The sequence below is a fragment of the Halorubrum sp. CBA1229 genome (assembly GCF_003721435.2).
In the GTDB taxonomy this organism is placed as follows: domain Archaea; phylum Halobacteriota; class Halobacteria; order Halobacteriales; family Haloferacaceae; genus Halorubrum.
In genome coordinates this window covers 203,921-218,420 of the sequence record NZ_CP054586.1, presented here as the reverse complement: position 1 = coordinate 218,420, position 14,500 = coordinate 203,921, and the positions used below count along the sequence as shown (strand labels likewise).

The 14,500-nt window shown below is 57.5% G+C and carries 18 protein-coding genes; 3 read left to right on the top strand and 15 right to left on the bottom strand.

From position 1 onward, the window contains the following. Both Hrr1229_RS17330 and Hrr1229_RS17325 read right to left on the bottom strand, forming a co-directional pair. Entirely contained in the window at window positions 1-591 is a 591-nt protein-coding gene (locus Hrr1229_RS17330) for an Rrf2 family transcriptional regulator (RefSeq protein ID WP_123115192.1), read from the bottom strand. 44 nt (window positions 592-635) lie between these two features. Then, window positions 636-1,154, bottom strand: coding sequence for a hypothetical protein (locus Hrr1229_RS17325; protein WP_176329446.1), 519 nt, complete (start codon window positions 1,152-1,154; stop codon window positions 636-638). A 1,295-nt stretch (window positions 1,155-2,449) separates the two neighbouring features. Between Hrr1229_RS17325 and Hrr1229_RS17320 the strand changes: the two genes are divergently transcribed. After that, window positions 2,450-3,796, top strand: coding sequence for an orc1/cdc6 family replication initiation protein (locus Hrr1229_RS17320; protein WP_004595565.1), 1,347 nt, complete (start codon window positions 2,450-2,452; stop codon window positions 3,794-3,796). Between the two features lie 255 nt (window positions 3,797-4,051). Here the strand turns inward: Hrr1229_RS17320 and Hrr1229_RS18310 are convergent, their stop codons facing one another. From Hrr1229_RS18310 to Hrr1229_RS17300, 4 genes are all read right to left on the bottom strand, one after another. After that, on the bottom strand, window positions 4,052-4,183 hold the full coding sequence (locus Hrr1229_RS18310; RefSeq protein WP_255212621.1) for a hypothetical protein: 132 nt from the start codon (window positions 4,181-4,183) through the stop codon (window positions 4,052-4,054). 572 nt (window positions 4,184-4,755) lie between these two features. Further along, window positions 4,756-5,079: a hypothetical protein gene (locus Hrr1229_RS17310; protein ID WP_123115191.1), complete on the bottom strand. Its 324-nt coding sequence runs from the start codon at window positions 5,077-5,079 to the stop codon at window positions 4,756-4,758. Between the two features lie 166 nt (window positions 5,080-5,245). Next, the gene (locus tag Hrr1229_RS17305) at window positions 5,246-5,635 is read right to left on the bottom strand and encodes a RidA family protein (RefSeq protein WP_123115190.1); all 390 of its coding nucleotides are present in this window, start codon (window positions 5,633-5,635) and stop codon (window positions 5,246-5,248) included. A 159-nt stretch (window positions 5,636-5,794) separates the two neighbouring features. Further along, window positions 5,795-6,208, bottom strand: coding sequence for a helix-turn-helix transcriptional regulator (locus Hrr1229_RS17300; protein ID WP_123115189.1), 414 nt, complete (start codon window positions 6,206-6,208; stop codon window positions 5,795-5,797). 128 nt (window positions 6,209-6,336) lie between these two features. Here Hrr1229_RS17300 and Hrr1229_RS17295 point away from each other — a divergent pair, with 128 nt between their 5' ends. Continuing rightward, entirely contained in the window at window positions 6,337-6,885 is a 549-nt protein-coding gene (locus Hrr1229_RS17295) for a hypothetical protein (protein ID WP_123115188.1), read from the top strand. 63 nt (window positions 6,886-6,948) lie between these two features. Here the strand turns inward: Hrr1229_RS17295 and Hrr1229_RS17290 are convergent, their stop codons facing one another. Both Hrr1229_RS17290 and Hrr1229_RS17285 read right to left on the bottom strand, forming a co-directional pair. Next, complete coding sequence (locus Hrr1229_RS17290) at window positions 6,949-7,776, bottom strand: hypothetical protein (RefSeq protein ID WP_123115187.1); 828 nt, start codon at window positions 7,774-7,776, stop codon at window positions 6,949-6,951. 88 nt (window positions 7,777-7,864) lie between these two features. Beyond that, window positions 7,865-8,797 (bottom strand): ArdC-like ssDNA-binding domain-containing protein, encoded by a 933-nt coding sequence (locus Hrr1229_RS17285; RefSeq protein ID WP_123115186.1) that lies wholly within the window; start codon window positions 8,795-8,797, stop codon window positions 7,865-7,867. A gap of 168 nt (window positions 8,798-8,965) precedes the next feature. On the opposite strand from Hrr1229_RS17285, the gene Hrr1229_RS17280 reads away from it, so the two are divergent. Then, window positions 8,966-9,265: a DUF3892 domain-containing protein gene (locus Hrr1229_RS17280; RefSeq protein ID WP_121538228.1), complete on the top strand. Its 300-nt coding sequence runs from the start codon at window positions 8,966-8,968 to the stop codon at window positions 9,263-9,265. Here Hrr1229_RS17280 and Hrr1229_RS17275 read toward each other — a convergent pair. The 7 genes from Hrr1229_RS17275 to Hrr1229_RS17245 form a co-directional block, all read right to left on the bottom strand. Beyond that, a complete protein-coding gene (locus tag Hrr1229_RS17275) occupies window positions 9,262-9,624 on the bottom strand; it encodes a hypothetical protein (RefSeq protein ID WP_123115185.1) in 363 nt (120 codons plus the stop codon). The genes Hrr1229_RS17280 and Hrr1229_RS17275 overlap by 4 nt on opposite strands. Before the next feature lie 71 nt (window positions 9,625-9,695). Next, window positions 9,696-10,697: a DUF6610 family protein gene (locus tag Hrr1229_RS17270; RefSeq protein WP_123115184.1), complete on the bottom strand. Its 1,002-nt coding sequence runs from the start codon at window positions 10,695-10,697 to the stop codon at window positions 9,696-9,698. 124 nt (window positions 10,698-10,821) lie between these two features. Then, window positions 10,822-11,043, bottom strand: coding sequence for a hypothetical protein (locus Hrr1229_RS17265; RefSeq protein ID WP_123115183.1), 222 nt, complete (start codon window positions 11,041-11,043; stop codon window positions 10,822-10,824). 66 nt (window positions 11,044-11,109) lie between these two features. Next, window positions 11,110-12,267: a hypothetical protein gene (locus Hrr1229_RS17260; protein ID WP_123115182.1), complete on the bottom strand. Its 1,158-nt coding sequence runs from the start codon at window positions 12,265-12,267 to the stop codon at window positions 11,110-11,112. Between the two features lie 324 nt (window positions 12,268-12,591). Beyond that, entirely contained in the window at window positions 12,592-13,416 is an 825-nt protein-coding gene (locus tag Hrr1229_RS17255; RefSeq protein WP_158606100.1) for a C2H2-type zinc finger protein, read from the bottom strand. A gap of 257 nt (window positions 13,417-13,673) precedes the next feature. Beyond that, window positions 13,674-13,937, bottom strand: a complete 264-nt coding sequence (locus Hrr1229_RS17250) for a type II toxin-antitoxin system RelE/ParE family toxin (protein ID WP_123115180.1) — start codon at window positions 13,935-13,937, stop codon at window positions 13,674-13,676. After that, the gene (locus tag Hrr1229_RS17245) at window positions 13,930-14,208 is read right to left on the bottom strand and encodes a ribbon-helix-helix domain-containing protein (RefSeq protein WP_123115179.1); all 279 of its coding nucleotides are present in this window, start codon (window positions 14,206-14,208) and stop codon (window positions 13,930-13,932) included. Before Hrr1229_RS17245 ends, Hrr1229_RS17250 begins: the two co-directional genes overlap by 8 nt. Window positions 14,209-14,500: the final 292 nt, after the last annotated feature.

The following is a 14,500-nucleotide window of genomic DNA, read 5'->3' as shown; positions in this document are numbered from 1 at the left end:
TCAGACAGGGACGGTGTCGTCAGTCGACCGACGGTCACTGTCGACGAATTGCTCGGCATTACCGATCGAGAGGGCAGCGTTCGCGAACGCGAGGTTCCGACGGAGCGTCTTCCACTCACGAATCGTCTCTGGGTCGACCTCGTCTTGTGGGGACCCGGTCTCGCTGAGGGCCTGGTTCGTCTGGTTGACCGCTAATTCTTCGGGGGAATCAACACCGAATTCGGACCGATACTCGGTGAGTTCCTCGCGCATCTCCTGAATTCGGGTGACGAGTTCATCGGTCGAGACGTGCTCAAGAATGTCGGCAACCTGTTGGACGACAAGCGATTCGGGAGAGCGGCGATAGAGCGTGCCACCCTGTTCGCCGGGTGTCGTCTCGACAAACCCCTCGTCTGCGAGTGTGTTCAGGTGCTTACGAGCGGTCTTTGGAGCAGTCTGTGCATCGTCAGCTACGGCATCAGCTGAGACGGGGCTGTACGTATGCGCGACGACGTGTCGAATGCGCTCATAGGGTGTTGTTTCTGCTTCCCATTCCTCACCAACCGCTTTGTTGACGTCTGCAAACTCATCTGGTGGGTTTCGGTCGTTCATATAGAAACGCACGGCTCAGAGGAACATAGTTCTTTGGCAGATTCTTATATTCCCACAGTGGTAAGTACACCGGCTGAATTCCGGAAATCGTTCCAGAAGTAGCGGAACACAGACAAGCGGTCAGAAAACACCAGTAGAGGCGTTCTTGGGGCCATACGTTGAAATCCGGAAACGACACGCCACACCTTATCGGCGACTCGAACATCAGAGAGACCTAGATGGCGTTTAGCATCGACTTTCTGGACGACGGCCGCGTCCTGGAGTGGGAGACAGCCGCCGACGGCGCCGACGAGTTCGGCGACCCGACACAGCGGGTCGAACCCGGCCTCAATACCGATCGCACGGACCCCAAACTCTTCCACGAGGAGGCGGGTGAGCCGGAATCGTAGTTCAAAGAACTCTTGGGTGCCGTGTGAGGCTTCGCCCAGCCTAATGATCGCCGCGTCGGCAAACTGCGAGCGTAACCCATCAGAGAGGTCCGTAGCCGTCAGTTCGCCCGCGTTCGGGAACGAGACAGCGAGTTCCGAGAGTGACGACACGGGGTCGTCTTTCGACCCAGACATGGTATTGGCTCGTTTTAATACAGTAATAAAACACTGATGGACACCAAACGACCAACCGTGCCTATCCGGCGTGAATGGAACAATACCTCCGTCAGACCTTCTCCCCTATAGCTCACACGCCGGTCCTATCAGTTCTCAAGGATGGAAACAGAACCCCATCCGTAGAGGCGATCATCGACAGTGAATAAAGCAGATACAGCGGATGAGTAAATTGATATCACGGTTAGTCCAGATCTGGTCGGTGGCTGGTTAGAGTTGCTGGTGGTCTCCGTCCAGGCTGCGACGTCGTTGTTGGAGAACCCACCGTTGTTGTCGTCGCCGACAGCAAGCGCTCGCGAGATCAGGTCGTGGTTACCCACGAGGAGTTATGATCGTACGAAACGTCGTACTTCGAAACGCACCACGTCGGAGTCGTCGAGAGTGTGCTGATACTGCTTGGCAGGGATCGGACAGAGATTCGTTGAGAACTTACTGAGATGTGAGTCCCGAAGTTGACGGAGTATGCAAACACGTGAGGCTATTAACCAATACAGGGTCGTTCGAAGGTAGTTTGTTGGTTAATCTGATTCCGGCGGAGTCGAACCCCCACACCCCGTGTGCGATATGAATTTGCCGAGACGGTGGGTAGCGACAACCCGCTCGGACATCTCGAAATTGGATGAGAGAGCCCGCGAGAAGGCGTAAACCCGATAGAGGCGCCAGGTACATAGAGACGTAAACCCACGGGCGGACTCGGTTATTCCACGAAACAGTATGTTTCGTTTTAACCGAGTTTAGTCTTATTGCGGATATTGTTATTAGAGTGGCTACGTAAAGGTTTCTATGATATATACCCCATCCTAGTATCAGCGTCTTTGAGGTCTCTTTCCCGAGGAATCGTATATTTTCGATGCTTCACGAGCTCTCCTTCCTGCTACCCCTCCCCACTATCTTCCCGATTTCATATCGCACACGGGGTGTGGGGGTTACCTCCCGACACGATCAAACCCCACTCAAGATCCTCAACCGGTATTATCGACACGGCTGGTCAGGAATGCCTCAGGTGTTTCATCTTGTACACGGGGAGTACTGCCACCGAGATCGTCTGTCTCGCCTTGACGTCGACAGCTGGTCGACGATCTGATCAACATTTCATCTCGCACACGGGGGGTCACTCCGACTAATTGATCTTGCCCGCGGTTACGGCATTAATTTGGCTACCCTTCGTGATACCGTCTGTATCGGTAGAATTCACCAAATTTAATCTCGCACACGGTACCCATATTTATTTATAGTTTCGACCTAACTCCACAAATATGGCTGACGGCGAGGATCAACAGTCCCTTTCACAATCCATCAAAGGTCGCCTCCAGGAGGGCGTTCAAAACTCGGTGTTTCGAGATAAGGGACTTCTTGACCCGGATGCCGTCATCGACGAGGACCGGATCGTTGGGCGTGATGACCAACTGGACGACATCATCACCTATCTCCGACCGGCGTTACAGGGGAACCGCCCACCCAATATGCTTCTCTACGGCCCGTCTGGGACGGGGAAGTCACTCATCATCAACGCGGTCTGTCAGCAGGTGCTTGAACTCGCGAACGCCCAAGACGACCGGTTTGGGGTTATTAAAATCAACTGTCAGACAATCAAGTCCCACGACAGAGCCGTCTATCGTCTCGTGGAAAACGCTGCCAATGAAGCCGGCGTTGAAATCGGTGTTCCTCAGAGCGGCGTCTCGACCGATCAGAAACTCAACCGGTTCTATGAAGTCCTGAGCAACAACTTTGACTCGGTCATTATCATCTTGGATGAGGTTGACCTCTTGGTCGGCCGCCAGCGGGACCCGAACGACGAACCAGCATACTCAAAGCTGCTGTATCAGCTTTCTCGAGCCTCACAGCTCGGCCAGATCGAGGGACACGTGTCCGTTGCTGCGCTTACAAACGACCCCCGGTTTATGGAGAACCTCGACGGCCGAGCTGAGAGTTCGTTCAATCCGCAGGATGTCGTTTTCTCCGATTACGATGCGGACCAGCTCCAGTCGATTCTTCGCCGACGTCGCGATGCGTATCGAGAGGATGTGCTTGAAGATGGTATCATTCCACTTAGCTCAGCGTTTGCCGCGCAGGACCACGGCGACGCGCGGAAAGCAATCGATCTGTTCCGAAAAGCCGGCGAGATAGCGGACCGAGAGGGTGAAGAGACGGTTCATGAAGGACACGTTCGCGATGCCCAGAAAGAAGCGGAACGGGATCGGACGCTGACGCAGATGCAGGGACTCTCGACCCAAAAGAAGCTCTCGCTGTACGCAACCGCGATCGTCCCCGTCTACTCACAGCGCAACCTGAACGCTGTTCCCAGCACGGTCGCATATCGTGTGTATCAGTACCTCACTGAGCTACTTGACGCTGATACAAAATCACGCGACTCCTATCTCCGCTATATGAGTGAGGCGGAGACGTACAACTTCGTCACCTCAGAAAAACGAGGCCGCGGCTACGGGAGCGGGGTTCACAAAGAGTACTCGTTCGTTGACGATCCAGGGGTGGTTGCTGAAACCCTCCGGGCTGATATTCGGCTCGAGGAGGCAGACGATGAGGGTGATCTTATCAAGTCTGTTGTCAACGCACAGATAGATGATTTCTTCGAGGGCAAGTAGGACCCAGCGCTACCGCAGCCCCAGCCGGATTCATTTCGCACACGGGGTGTGATTGTGTGAGACCACCTGTCGCTCTCGGGATCTATGTCTGACAATAGTATACACGATTTCATTTCGCACACGGGGTGTCGGGGCTTGATTCGTCAACTGATTCATCTCTCACACGGGGTCCGTCCAAAACGAGCATAGAATCATCTCGCACACGGGGGGTACAAACCAGATATCTTTGTGGATTTCATATCGCACACGGGGTGTCTACCGAATCAATTTCGGCCGAACTGGAATTCCTTCCCACCTCGTGTGACACGGCTCACAGAGCGAAACCAGGTTTGACGGGTCGTGCGCAGCTTCGATCTCACCATCGTCGAATGTAGCGAACGGACGGATATGATGAACTCGCGGCGTATATCCGAGTTCGTCTTCGGTGCGACCACAGCCCTGGCAGGTTCGATTATCCCGCTCTAAGACCTGTTCACGACGGTCTTTCCATAACGGTCCATAGTTCGGCGTCGATTCCCAGTCGTAGGTCGCTGTCTTCTGCTGCCAGTCCCACTTACACTCTCGACTACAAAAATGGCGATCCGCCGATTCGATATCTGACTGAATTCGTTTGATGATTGAACCACAGTGTGTACACTCTGTCTGAGGCCGATTTTCTACCTTCTATTGGCCCACACACTCCTTGCTACAGAAGGTGTGTGTTTGTTCCTCCTTGAGTGATGATTCATATCGTCTGTATTCAGTCCCGCAGTAGTCGCATTTAAGAGTAATTTTGCTGTCCTGCTGCTCACTGCGCCAGTTACCATAGCATTCTCGGTCACAAAAATGATGTTTTGTACGCTCAACTACAGATGGAGATTTTGAAACTGTATTCCCACAGAAGTCGCATTCGACTTTGACGGACATGGTTCAGCCTCTCGGCGACCATTAGCAACCGTCATCACTGATGAATGTCAGAACTACTCGTCCGGGTTGACTGGCCCTTTATATTGAGAACGGATCCTTTCACCGTCCCGCCACTGCCAGTAGTAGTAGCGGTTATCGTTGATCTCCTTGATCGTGATTGTGGCCTTCGACGGGACGTCGTCCGGAAGGTCATCCGGCCGCTCGTCGACCTCGTCGTCATCCGGCGCTTCGTCAACGTGGCCGCCGCGGGCTTTGTGCGATGCCAGCGCTTCAGCGTAGCGTGCGACGTATCGGAGCTGCTCGGGCGTGTAACTGTTGAGGGTGTCGACCATCTCCGTCGAGAGGTCTGCCGGCGGCGTCGGTGGCTTGTCGGACATTAGCGATCGCCTCGTGTTAACCAACAACGTGCGTATCGGCATAGATTTGTTGGTTAATCAGATATTGAGTCGTCACGGGTATGAAGATGTTGTAGAGGACTCCCTACACGAAACTGGAATCGGTCAGTACAGGAGACTCATGAATCGCCCAGTACAGGGAAAGGACTTACTCTGGGACAATCGCAACCGCCTCAATCTCAACGAGTAACTCCGGATCGATGAGGCGGTTCACCTCTATCATGCTGGTGGCTGGGCGAACGTCACGAAACACTTCACCATGGGCCTCGCCAATTGCCTCCCACTCATTTATATCGGTGACGAACATTCGAGTTCTGACCACGTCCTCAAGTGACCCATCAGTCTCTCGAAGGGCGTTTTCAATATTCTGGAGTGCTTTTTTTGTCTGTTTGTATGCGTCGTCTTTGCCGACTATATCACCATCATCGCTAGTCGCTGTCGTTCCAGAAACGTGTACTTGAGAGCCCGTTTGAACGGCCCGAGAGTACCCGACTTTCGACTCCCATTCGGTTCCGGACGATATGCGTTTTCGTTCCATAGTTCAGGCTCATAGCCGTTATTGAAAGAAGTTCGGTCGGTGATACGCACGCAGGCTGTCACGGCTGATCCACGCACAAGAACGCGAAACAAATCACTGAGCCGGGATTGCCACACCACTATCAGTGAATAGAAAACTATTCTAGAATAGAACGCACGGTCAGATGCCGTCCGGACGGGGAGCGTTCTCGTACTTGACCATCTTCTCGGGCTTGTCAGTGATGGTGTCGTAGATCTGCTGGAGCGTGTCCTCTGCTGCGAGGAGGTTATGATCGTCGAGGAACTCCCGGCCTTCCTCCGTGAGCCCATAGAACTTTCTAGGGTAGCCCTGCCGGCGCTGGTCGTCGTTCAGGGTGACCTCCTTCACGATGCCATTATCGATCAACTTCTGGATGTGTTTGTAGACGGTGGCGTCGCTCACGCTGGGGTTGAGCTCCTCGAGTTCGTACATCGAGGGGAGCTGGTCAGGATGCTGGAGGATGTTGTTGATCAGCGCGAACCGCGTCTGTTGGGTGACAAAGTGGACGAGTTCCCGTGATTCCGTCCCCTCAGCTGTCCCCGTTTCTGTGCTCATACAACACGATACACGTCCTAGCGACAAGTAGTTTACCCTTAGGTAAATCACTCTGGAGTAAATCGCATCTAACTAAGCTAGTGAATTACTCCGTAAATCATATCGCACGACGCTGAGGGGAGTTATCTATGCCCGACGAGAAACCGCCGGTCCCTGAAGAAGTCCTCACCAGTGTGAAGGATCAACTCGTCGACGAAGCGATCTCGCTGGCGGACAACGAGGAGATCCTCCACGCCCTGAGCGAACTGACCCCAGTCTACGAAAATGAGCGCTCGTACTTCGTGCTGGGCAACTACGACCGGGAGCCGATTCGGCGGCTGAATCTGGTGGTCGACCGGCTCAATCGCCGGCAGGACGCCTACGCGTTCCGAATGGTCGACATCCGCGGGGAATGGGACAACAGCATCCAGAAGTTCTGCCTGATTGCCGACATCGTCACCTACCTCGTTGGCGTCGCCGAGAAGGAACCGAGTGACTTTCTCGTCGAGCAGGGCCTCCTCGTCGGCACGACAGAGTTCTTCGCGAAGAGCCACGTCCTCAAGCGGGTGTACGAGGACGAAGAACATACCTTCGGCTGGATGCAGGACGGCGTCTTCGAGCTGTTCGAGCAAGAGGGACGGCTGTATCGCTGGCAGACCGAGGAGGAACTCGTCGACGTCACAGAAGAGCTCCCGTGACGGCAGGAGAGTCGTAACTGTCTGTGTTAACCAACGCGAGGGATGAACAGGGTGGTCTGTTGGTTAACCGGAATCAGCCGCATCGGCCGGGAGTCTGCCATCCGGTCGCGGGACTCGCCCGCGCTTGATTTCGTGATCGACGCGACGGAGGTGCTTACATCCGCCGGCGGGGGAGCGCTGCTCCCAGTCTGGACAGGTACAGGATTCGCCGACGACGTCGACATCGTAGCGGTTCTCAGACGCCGACTGTACCTCGTACCGACCGCCCTTCTCCAGCAACGAGACCGACATCTCCTCGGTGACCGCGCGACGGGTACGAGGTTCGAGATCATCGACCTGCCCACCGTTCGCTGATGCAACCATCCGATCGCGTACGTCGCCTGTACAGCCACCATCCGGCGCGACGGCGTCAGGCCCGTGGACTCGCTCCTGAAGGAGGTCCTCGACCGGATGTCCCTGTGGCCACAGGAAGTGGACTTCACGCCGCTCGTGATGGTCGTACGACCCGCAGTCGACAGCGCTCCCGGTCCAGACCCGCCCCGCCCCAAGCGCACTCATTACGTCGACGATGAGGCGCGGAACTGACTCGTGCTCGATGGGGTAGAAGATCCGAAAGCGCGTACACTCCTCCTGCGGGGGGACTGTCGTCCACCACTCGACGTCGGTGTGCCAGTTCTCGAACATCGCCGTATCCTGCCCGTATCCGACGGTCACATCGTCGATTCGAGGGAGTGTACTGTCCGGATCGAACGGTCCCTCTTCGAGCAGTTTCAGCACCGCGTACCGCAGATACTCGTGGGCTGTATTTTCGGTCGAATGGGCGACCTGTTCGTGGTGGGTTGCGATCTGTTCTGCTTCCTCAAGAACGACGGAAAGGTATCTCTCGGTCATCGGTCGTGGTCTCCGGTGAGTGCCTCCGCCCCTCTGCGGGCACTGAAAGACTTAACCAACAAAATAGGCTAACGGCCCTTCTTGTTGGTTAAGCGGCGCTGTCGAGAGCGTCGATGATCTCTTCAGCAGTGGTGCTGATCCGGTCGAGACGGTCGCGAACGATCTCGGGATCGTCCGACTCCCACGCGGCCAAGTAGAACGCAGACCCGCTGGTGTCCAACCCACAGTAGCGCCCGACGACGTACGCGACGGCTTCGGCCTCGACTTCGCGTTTCGACCGCTCGGTGTCGTCGTCGACGTCGAAGTGGAGCAAAGCGTGGGCGTACTCGTGAATCAGCGTCCGCGCGAGGTCGGCCTCGTTCGCCCGATCGCGCACCTCGACGAGCGGCTGGACGTCGACGAGACTCAGCTGTTCGCAGATGCCCTTCGCCTCGCCGTGGGTCCACTCCTCAGCTGGTACGATCCGCACCGTCACGCCGAGGTCGTCAGCGGCGGCAGTCAACTGCTCGACGAGGTCGCCGGCGTCCCCGGTCGCTTCCGTGTCTAGGTTGGGAAGCGGCTCGCCCTCGGTCTGGGAGACGTCGAACACCGGAGCAGGCTTGAACCCGACGAGGCCCTCGGACCACTCCTCGGGTGGCGTCTCGTCGTACTCACAGTCACTGTCCTCGTGGTAGCTCGGTGAATTCTCGCACTCCGGGCACTGCTTGGAGATGATCGGTGCCCAGATCCAGATGGCCGACTCACCCTCCGTGACGTGGCGGTCGAACTCCTCCTGCCACGTCCGGTAGCCCGCCACCCGGCTCGCCTCGGGACACTGCCGCTTGATGAGGAGTGTGTTTCGGTAGGAGTAGTCGTGGAAACGACTCTGGACATCGAGCCACTCTTGGAACTCTTCGCTGGCCTGTGCGTCGTCGACGCCGGCGACGAGGTCGTCGATCCACTGTTTGATCGTACTGTTCATCTCGTCGGATCGCGTGTCGGTCTGGTCGAAGGAGACCGACGAGTCACTAGTCGTAGCCATTGTGTTCTCCGAATCGAGTTCACGGCGACTGCAGCAGTTCAGAACGCGCCGCACCCCTCAGGGGCGCAAAAACAGAAATTCACCAACTAGCTCTCCAGCCGTCAGCAACGTGTTCAGTTTCACTCCACTTTCCAACATTTTACACTACACGTCTGAGTACGCTGTTGCATGAGCAAATGGGCAGATTACGTAATCACTGCAGTAAGATACAGTGGTGACTCTATCGAACAAGTTCAGGTATATGAGGACGATGGAGATCAACTAGTCAACCGAGATACCAAATCGCGAATGGCCGTCATCCTCAGCTTATCGGTTGGACAAGAGTACTGTACGGCGTACAAGAATGACAACGGGAAATGGACAAAGGGTGATGATGTCGGGACAGTAGAAGTTGACGGGACAACCTACCTTCGGACTGACGGGAACAACATCGCGAGCGACAATCTAGGCGAACTGCCAGAGTTCTAGGGAGTCTTGGCATCGCGTAGAGAGCGTTTTTCTTCGGCCAATCCGACCGTGATGAGGTACTCGAGGAACTCGTCGAACCGCTCGACGTCGCTAGGCGTGTCAGTCGCAAGATGACGCGCCCACTCGATGGCCCACTGGAAGGCGGGATCCGTACCGCCCTTGCCGTGAATGTACCACCACCGGGCCGCTTTTAGTACGACCAGCGGATTCGTAGGTGGCTGCTCACCGGCGAGGTCACGGGTGATGGATTCGATTTCGTCGGGGACGTCGGCGGAATCGACCTCCGCTGATTGCGTGTTGTCGATATCGACCGGGATCTCGTCGATCGAGACGTTGTCAGGACGCTGTTGTTGACTCACTGGAAGTCACCTCTGAGAGCTTTCGAAGGAGCCCTCGCCCTCTCTGGGGGCACGAAAAACAGGTCGCGAAGTCACGTCGGCGGGAGGTAGACGCTCTGCTCGCCGACGATCTCCTCCAGGTTGTTCCGGTGACGGTGGTTGAAGTAGCACTCGTAGCTGCAGTATCCACAGATTGCGCCGGTATCGTATTCGGCCACGTACGGGCCGCGGCGAGTTCGCCAGACGTTCGTCCCGCACTCGGTACAGGCGGCGTCCTCGAGATCGACAGGACTCGGTCCCTTGTACTCGACGTCGAGCCCCTTGTCTTGCGGTGTCGTTTCGGGCCAGATTCCGTGCGCCCTCCAGAACTCACGGACGCGAGCGAGGCTGTGGCGCACCGTCTTTCGCACGGTGACGTGGTCGGCGTCGCGACCGCTGTCGTCCCAGCCGTCGGCCGTCCAGAACTCACCGAACTGTGCGCCGCGGTGCAGCCCGTTCCAGTCGACGCCGACGATGTCGGCTGGTGGCTCGTCCGTGAGTGTCGGTCGGGTCAACTGTCGAATGGCGTCGAGCTGCTTGGGCGGACTCCCGCCGAGGATATGAACGCGCCGCCCTCTCCAATCGGCTGGGTCGGAGAATTCGTGGGCCAGGCGGTTGGCGTATCCCCGTGAATACCCGAGGACGAGGGTCTCGGGTATCACGTCGATCACCTCCCGCGACTTCGGAACGACGATGAGCTCGGCCTCTGGATAGCTCGCTTGGATCTCACGAGCAGCAGAGACGTGGGCGTCGACGTCGTCCATTTCGTCGACGTCCCCGATGACCCCGACCGTTGGTTCGTACTCGAAGAAGCGGTCGACGAACCGCTCCAGATCGGGACTCCGGAAATCGTTGTCGAGCATCCCAACGGGAATCTCGAGGTTCAGGTACTGATCCGTCTGATACCCACAGTCTTCCCGGAACCCGGGGAGAAATCCGAGGGTGAGAGCATCGCCGGCAAAGGGAGCTCGGTGGAGGAACGCCACGAAGTCTGTTTGTCTGGCGGCGACGATTTCGCGGGCGGTGCTGGCGCTGGAGCTCAGCTCGAGGGACATGATTAGGCTCGCGAGGCCGCTGCTGGCTGCCCCGCACCCTTTCAGGGGCCCGAAAAACAGAGGCCCAGCGGATTAACCAACAAAAGGGTGAACTCACGCAGAGTGTGTTGGTTAAAATCAGAGCTTACTCTTCGCCCTCACGGAGCTCTTCGGCCTTCCACTTGAGCCGGCGCAGAATCTGCGTTCGATTCTGGTGGGCGTTCTCGTAGGCAACACACTCTTGGAGGGTTTCCATATCCGGGATCGTCGCGATACCGGCCTTGATCAATCGGTAATTCGGTGCTTCAAGACGCTTCTCAGGTGGGAATTCGTCGTCACTCCCGTCGCTAATCGTGGACTGTTCCATCTCGGTACCCCTCCACCCCTCGAGGGCGAGAAAAACAGAACAGTCGACTACGTCACCGCCGCGGCGTCAGGCCATCGCCTCTTGGAACCGCTCACGCAGCGCGTCCTCGCGTTCTTCGAACTGCTCGACTTTCTCCTGCAGGTCGTCGCTGACGCGCTCGATGCTCGCCAGCGCTCGTTCGCCGGCCAGCGAGGCCTGTGACCCGTCGTCACCGTCCGCCTCTAGCTGCTGCTCGTACGCCTGCTCGACGCGCTCGATCGTACCTTCCGGGTTGAACAGAATGTCGTTGGCGATCCGAACGTATTGATCGAGGGATGCCCCCTCTTTCCCCTGGAAGAAGTGGGTGAGAGCGTACGTCGCGCCAGAATGCAGCGTCCACATATCGATCTCGAAGGGGGACGCCGCATTGGCTTCTGCATCGCCGGCGGCACGCTCGGCCAGGTAGTCCGGGAAGCCCAGCAGGGTGTAGAACTCCGTGACGGTGAACGGAAGTTCCGAGAAGTCGAGGTCGATGTCCTGGGCGTCCCGGATGAACTCGAAGAGGTCGTCGGCGACGAGTTCGACCTGTGCGAGGAGCTCCTCCCACCAGGTCCGGAAGTTCCGCACGTCGCCGACGTGTTTGATGACCTCCTTGTCGGTGAGCGAGCGCATCGTGTTTGAGCAGTAGCCGTCCTGGGCGAACCCCTCCACGTAGACGGCGTGCTCGCCGAAGAAGTCGTAGCCCGACGTGACGCCCATCGTGATCGGGTCCGACCGGCCGGGCAGGCGCACCTCGAGGCCGTCGAACATGATGTCCATATGGACTTCGCCGCCGCCCCGGTAGCGCCGAATCTCGCCGAACATCACCTCGCCCAGCGGGGCCCCGTCGATGGTCTCCTCGCGGAGGACCTCCTCCAGCGGCCCGTAGACGTCGACCGGGTTGATGATCGAGTAGGAGTCAGTCGGGATGTGAAATAGCGACTCTGCTTCGGTATCACCGTCTGCTTCTGCTTGTAGCCGGGATGGCTCGACGATTGCGTTGAACCGCTCTGTTTCGACCCACTCGTCGGTGTACGGGTTGCGATATGCGACTGCTGTATCGACTGCCTGTGGGAGGTTTCGAATCGCCTCACTGAAGCTGATTGGTTCGAGACCTCCGTATTGCTCGGCGTACCACTCGGGTAGTTCCGTCTCGGTTCGCCCATCAAGGCCTGCGAAGACCGTAGCTTCCTCTGGGTCTTTCATAACATGCTCCGAAGGCGCGAAGCGTTCTGCTCTGCGCCTCCACCCATCGAGGCGCAAAAACGACGCTACGACTGTCGACACTCGTGAGCTTGGATTCGCTCTGGAAGCCCGACTTTTCCACAGAGCGGACACTCGACGAGTGGTGTCGGCGGGAGATTCTGCCACGCAGCAAGAGCTCCTCGGAGATGGGCTTTCGTCTCTGCCGACTCGGCGCTTTCGAGGGCACTGGTGAGGTGCCTCCGGAGTCGTTCTCTGTTCGTGAGAGCGCCTGGATTGGGCGTCGGGATAGGCTCGTCTGTCTGTCGCATTTGAATCACGAGGGGGTTACCCCTCATCCCCTCGTAGGGGAAGAGCAACACCCTCCGGCCGACCTCGCTCTGGTGGCCGTGTGGCGTCGACAATCGTATCCAACCGCTGCGGGGCGACGGCTTCCCAGATGAGATGATGCTTCGAACAGACCGTCACGAGATTCGAGACTCGATTCGCCTGTTCGTGGTCAAACTGCCCATCGGGGGTGACGAAGGACTTCCGCGGAACCAAATGGTGGACAGAGATGTCCTTCCCAACCTGCTCTTGATGATCCGCTTGAGTCATCTCACACCACGGCGTTTGGCACTGGAAGTCATCACGCTCCAATGCTTGCCGCCGTTGCTCCGGCCAATTTGGCCCGTAAGGGATCTCTGAACGTTCTTGATAGGACCGTGGTTGTGAGAAGCCAGCTTCGTTGAGTGCTTCTTCCCACCCGCCAAACCGGTGGTCATACGTCCATCTGTGATATTCCCCAACCCGATCCATCTCCCCACTTGAGGGCGGGCGACCCAACTGGTCCGCAAGGCGGTCAATCTCGTCCAACAGGTCCTGATCGGTGAGTCGAAATTTCCGATTTGGAGCGTAGCCAGCCTCACGAAGCGCCTCGTTCCAGCTCCCAAATTTGTTCTGGCAGACGCGCTGGGAGTACTCCCCGTGCTCGCTCATCTCCTTTGCTGTCGGTGGTTTTCCTAATTTGTCTGCGACACGCTGGAGGTCGTCGAGAATTACGTCCGCGTCCGTTACGATTTGGTCGCGACGATGGACTGCGGTTACGTGGCCACCCAACTCGTTGGAGGTCGCAAACGACTCGCCACAGTAGTCACAGATATGGTCGGTCAAAGATCTGTCACCTCCCTCCGCGGTTCCCCCGTAATGGGTTATAAACTCTCGACCCCATCCCCAACTCCTGCTTCCAGTAGGGGTCACAACGGAGCGATTCGTCTCGCCAGGGGTACTCTGAATCAGTCATAGCTCGGTGACGGGGAGTGAACTCCCCCGCAGCCCTCTCGGGGGCAATAAACACTACCAACCGGAATCGTACTTGAGTTTCAGACCGAGTTCGTTACCGACCTGAGCAGGTCTGTAGACCGCGTGTGTTACGGTGGGAGGTGTCGGTCGTAGATATTCCGGCGATGCCCAACTGCCTCAACGATTAGGATATCCTCTTCCCGGTCCCACGTGAGGATCGCACGGTAGTCGCCAGCACGAAGCTTGTAGTACGGGTAGCCGGTGAGCTTTTCGAGTCGGTGGGAGGTCCAGTCTTTCGCCTCGTCGAGTTTCTTCACCAACCGCTCTTGCGCTTCCGATTCGAGCCCCTCCAGCAAATCGAGTGCTTTCGGTGTCCACTCGACCTCAGTCATCGATGCCCAGCCGGTCCTTCACGTCGTCCTGCGATACCGTCTCGCCCTGCTCCCGCTGCTTGCGGCTCTCGGCCAGATGCGCCAGCGCTTCCTCGGACAGCCGCGTTGGCGGATTGACGGCGTCTCGAAGCGCGTCGCGGATGAACTCGGATTTGTTCGCGTAGCCACGCTCCTCCCAGACGTCGTCGACCTGTGCCAGCAGCGACTGGGGCACCCGGACGTTGATTTTCTCCATTTCACCGTCGCCGCCGGCGTCGCTGTCAGTGCTCATATGCTGTGATACGCTTGTATCACGTAAGTAGCTTCGGTTGGATACGCGAATTGTGGTTGACGAGGTCCAGACTGCGCTCGAGGGAGAGCCGCCGATGCTCCGAGAGGTTCAGGACGACGGCTTGGCCGTCGACGCGGAAGCCGACGTATTCGACTGCGTCTCGGTGAGCCTGACCGGGCGATGCGACTGGAACCGATTCCGAACTGGCCATAGGTACATTCCCGTTCATTCGTTGCTCGCGGGCGGTTCGGTGACCCCCGCACCCCTCTCAGGGGTTCAACAAACAGGACGG

Excerpts from the sequence above, each read along its gene's own strand:
- Hrr1229_RS17330 (WP_123115192.1), bottom strand. The coding sequence starts at position 591 with ATGAACGACCGAAACCCACCAGATGAGTTTGCAGACGTCAACAAAGCG.
- Hrr1229_RS17325 (WP_176329446.1), bottom strand. The coding sequence starts at position 1,154 with ATGTCTGGGTCGAAAGACGACCCCGTGTCGTCACTCTCGGAACTCGCT.
- Hrr1229_RS17320 (WP_004595565.1), top strand. The coding sequence starts at position 2,450 with ATGGCTGACGGCGAGGATCAACAGTCCCTTTCACAATCCATCAAAGGT.
- Hrr1229_RS17310 (WP_123115191.1), bottom strand. The coding sequence starts at position 5,079 with ATGTCCGACAAGCCACCGACGCCGCCGGCAGACCTCTCGACGGAGATG.
- Hrr1229_RS17305 (WP_123115190.1), bottom strand. The coding sequence starts at position 5,635 with ATGGAACGAAAACGCATATCGTCCGGAACCGAATGGGAGTCGAAAGTC.
- Hrr1229_RS17300 (WP_123115189.1), bottom strand. The coding sequence starts at position 6,208 with ATGAGCACAGAAACGGGGACAGCTGAGGGGACGGAATCACGGGAACTC.
- Hrr1229_RS17295 (WP_123115188.1), top strand. The coding sequence starts at position 6,337 with ATGCCCGACGAGAAACCGCCGGTCCCTGAAGAAGTCCTCACCAGTGTG.
- Hrr1229_RS17290 (WP_123115187.1), bottom strand. The coding sequence starts at position 7,776 with ATGACCGAGAGATACCTTTCCGTCGTTCTTGAGGAAGCAGAACAGATC.
- Hrr1229_RS17285 (WP_123115186.1), bottom strand. The coding sequence starts at position 8,797 with ATGGCTACGACTAGTGACTCGTCGGTCTCCTTCGACCAGACCGACACG.
- Hrr1229_RS17280 (WP_121538228.1), top strand. The coding sequence starts at position 8,966 with ATGAGCAAATGGGCAGATTACGTAATCACTGCAGTAAGATACAGTGGT.
- Hrr1229_RS17270 (WP_123115184.1), bottom strand. The coding sequence starts at position 10,697 with ATGTCCCTCGAGCTGAGCTCCAGCGCCAGCACCGCCCGCGAAATCGTC.
- Hrr1229_RS17265 (WP_123115183.1), bottom strand. The coding sequence starts at position 11,043 with ATGGAACAGTCCACGATTAGCGACGGGAGTGACGACGAATTCCCACCT.
- Hrr1229_RS17260 (WP_123115182.1), bottom strand. The coding sequence starts at position 12,267 with ATGAAAGACCCAGAGGAAGCTACGGTCTTCGCAGGCCTTGATGGGCGA.
- Hrr1229_RS17250 (WP_123115180.1), bottom strand. The coding sequence starts at position 13,937 with ATGACTGAGGTCGAGTGGACACCGAAAGCACTCGATTTGCTGGAGGGG.
- Hrr1229_RS17245 (WP_123115179.1), bottom strand. The coding sequence starts at position 14,208 with ATGAGCACTGACAGCGACGCCGGCGGCGACGGTGAAATGGAGAAAATC.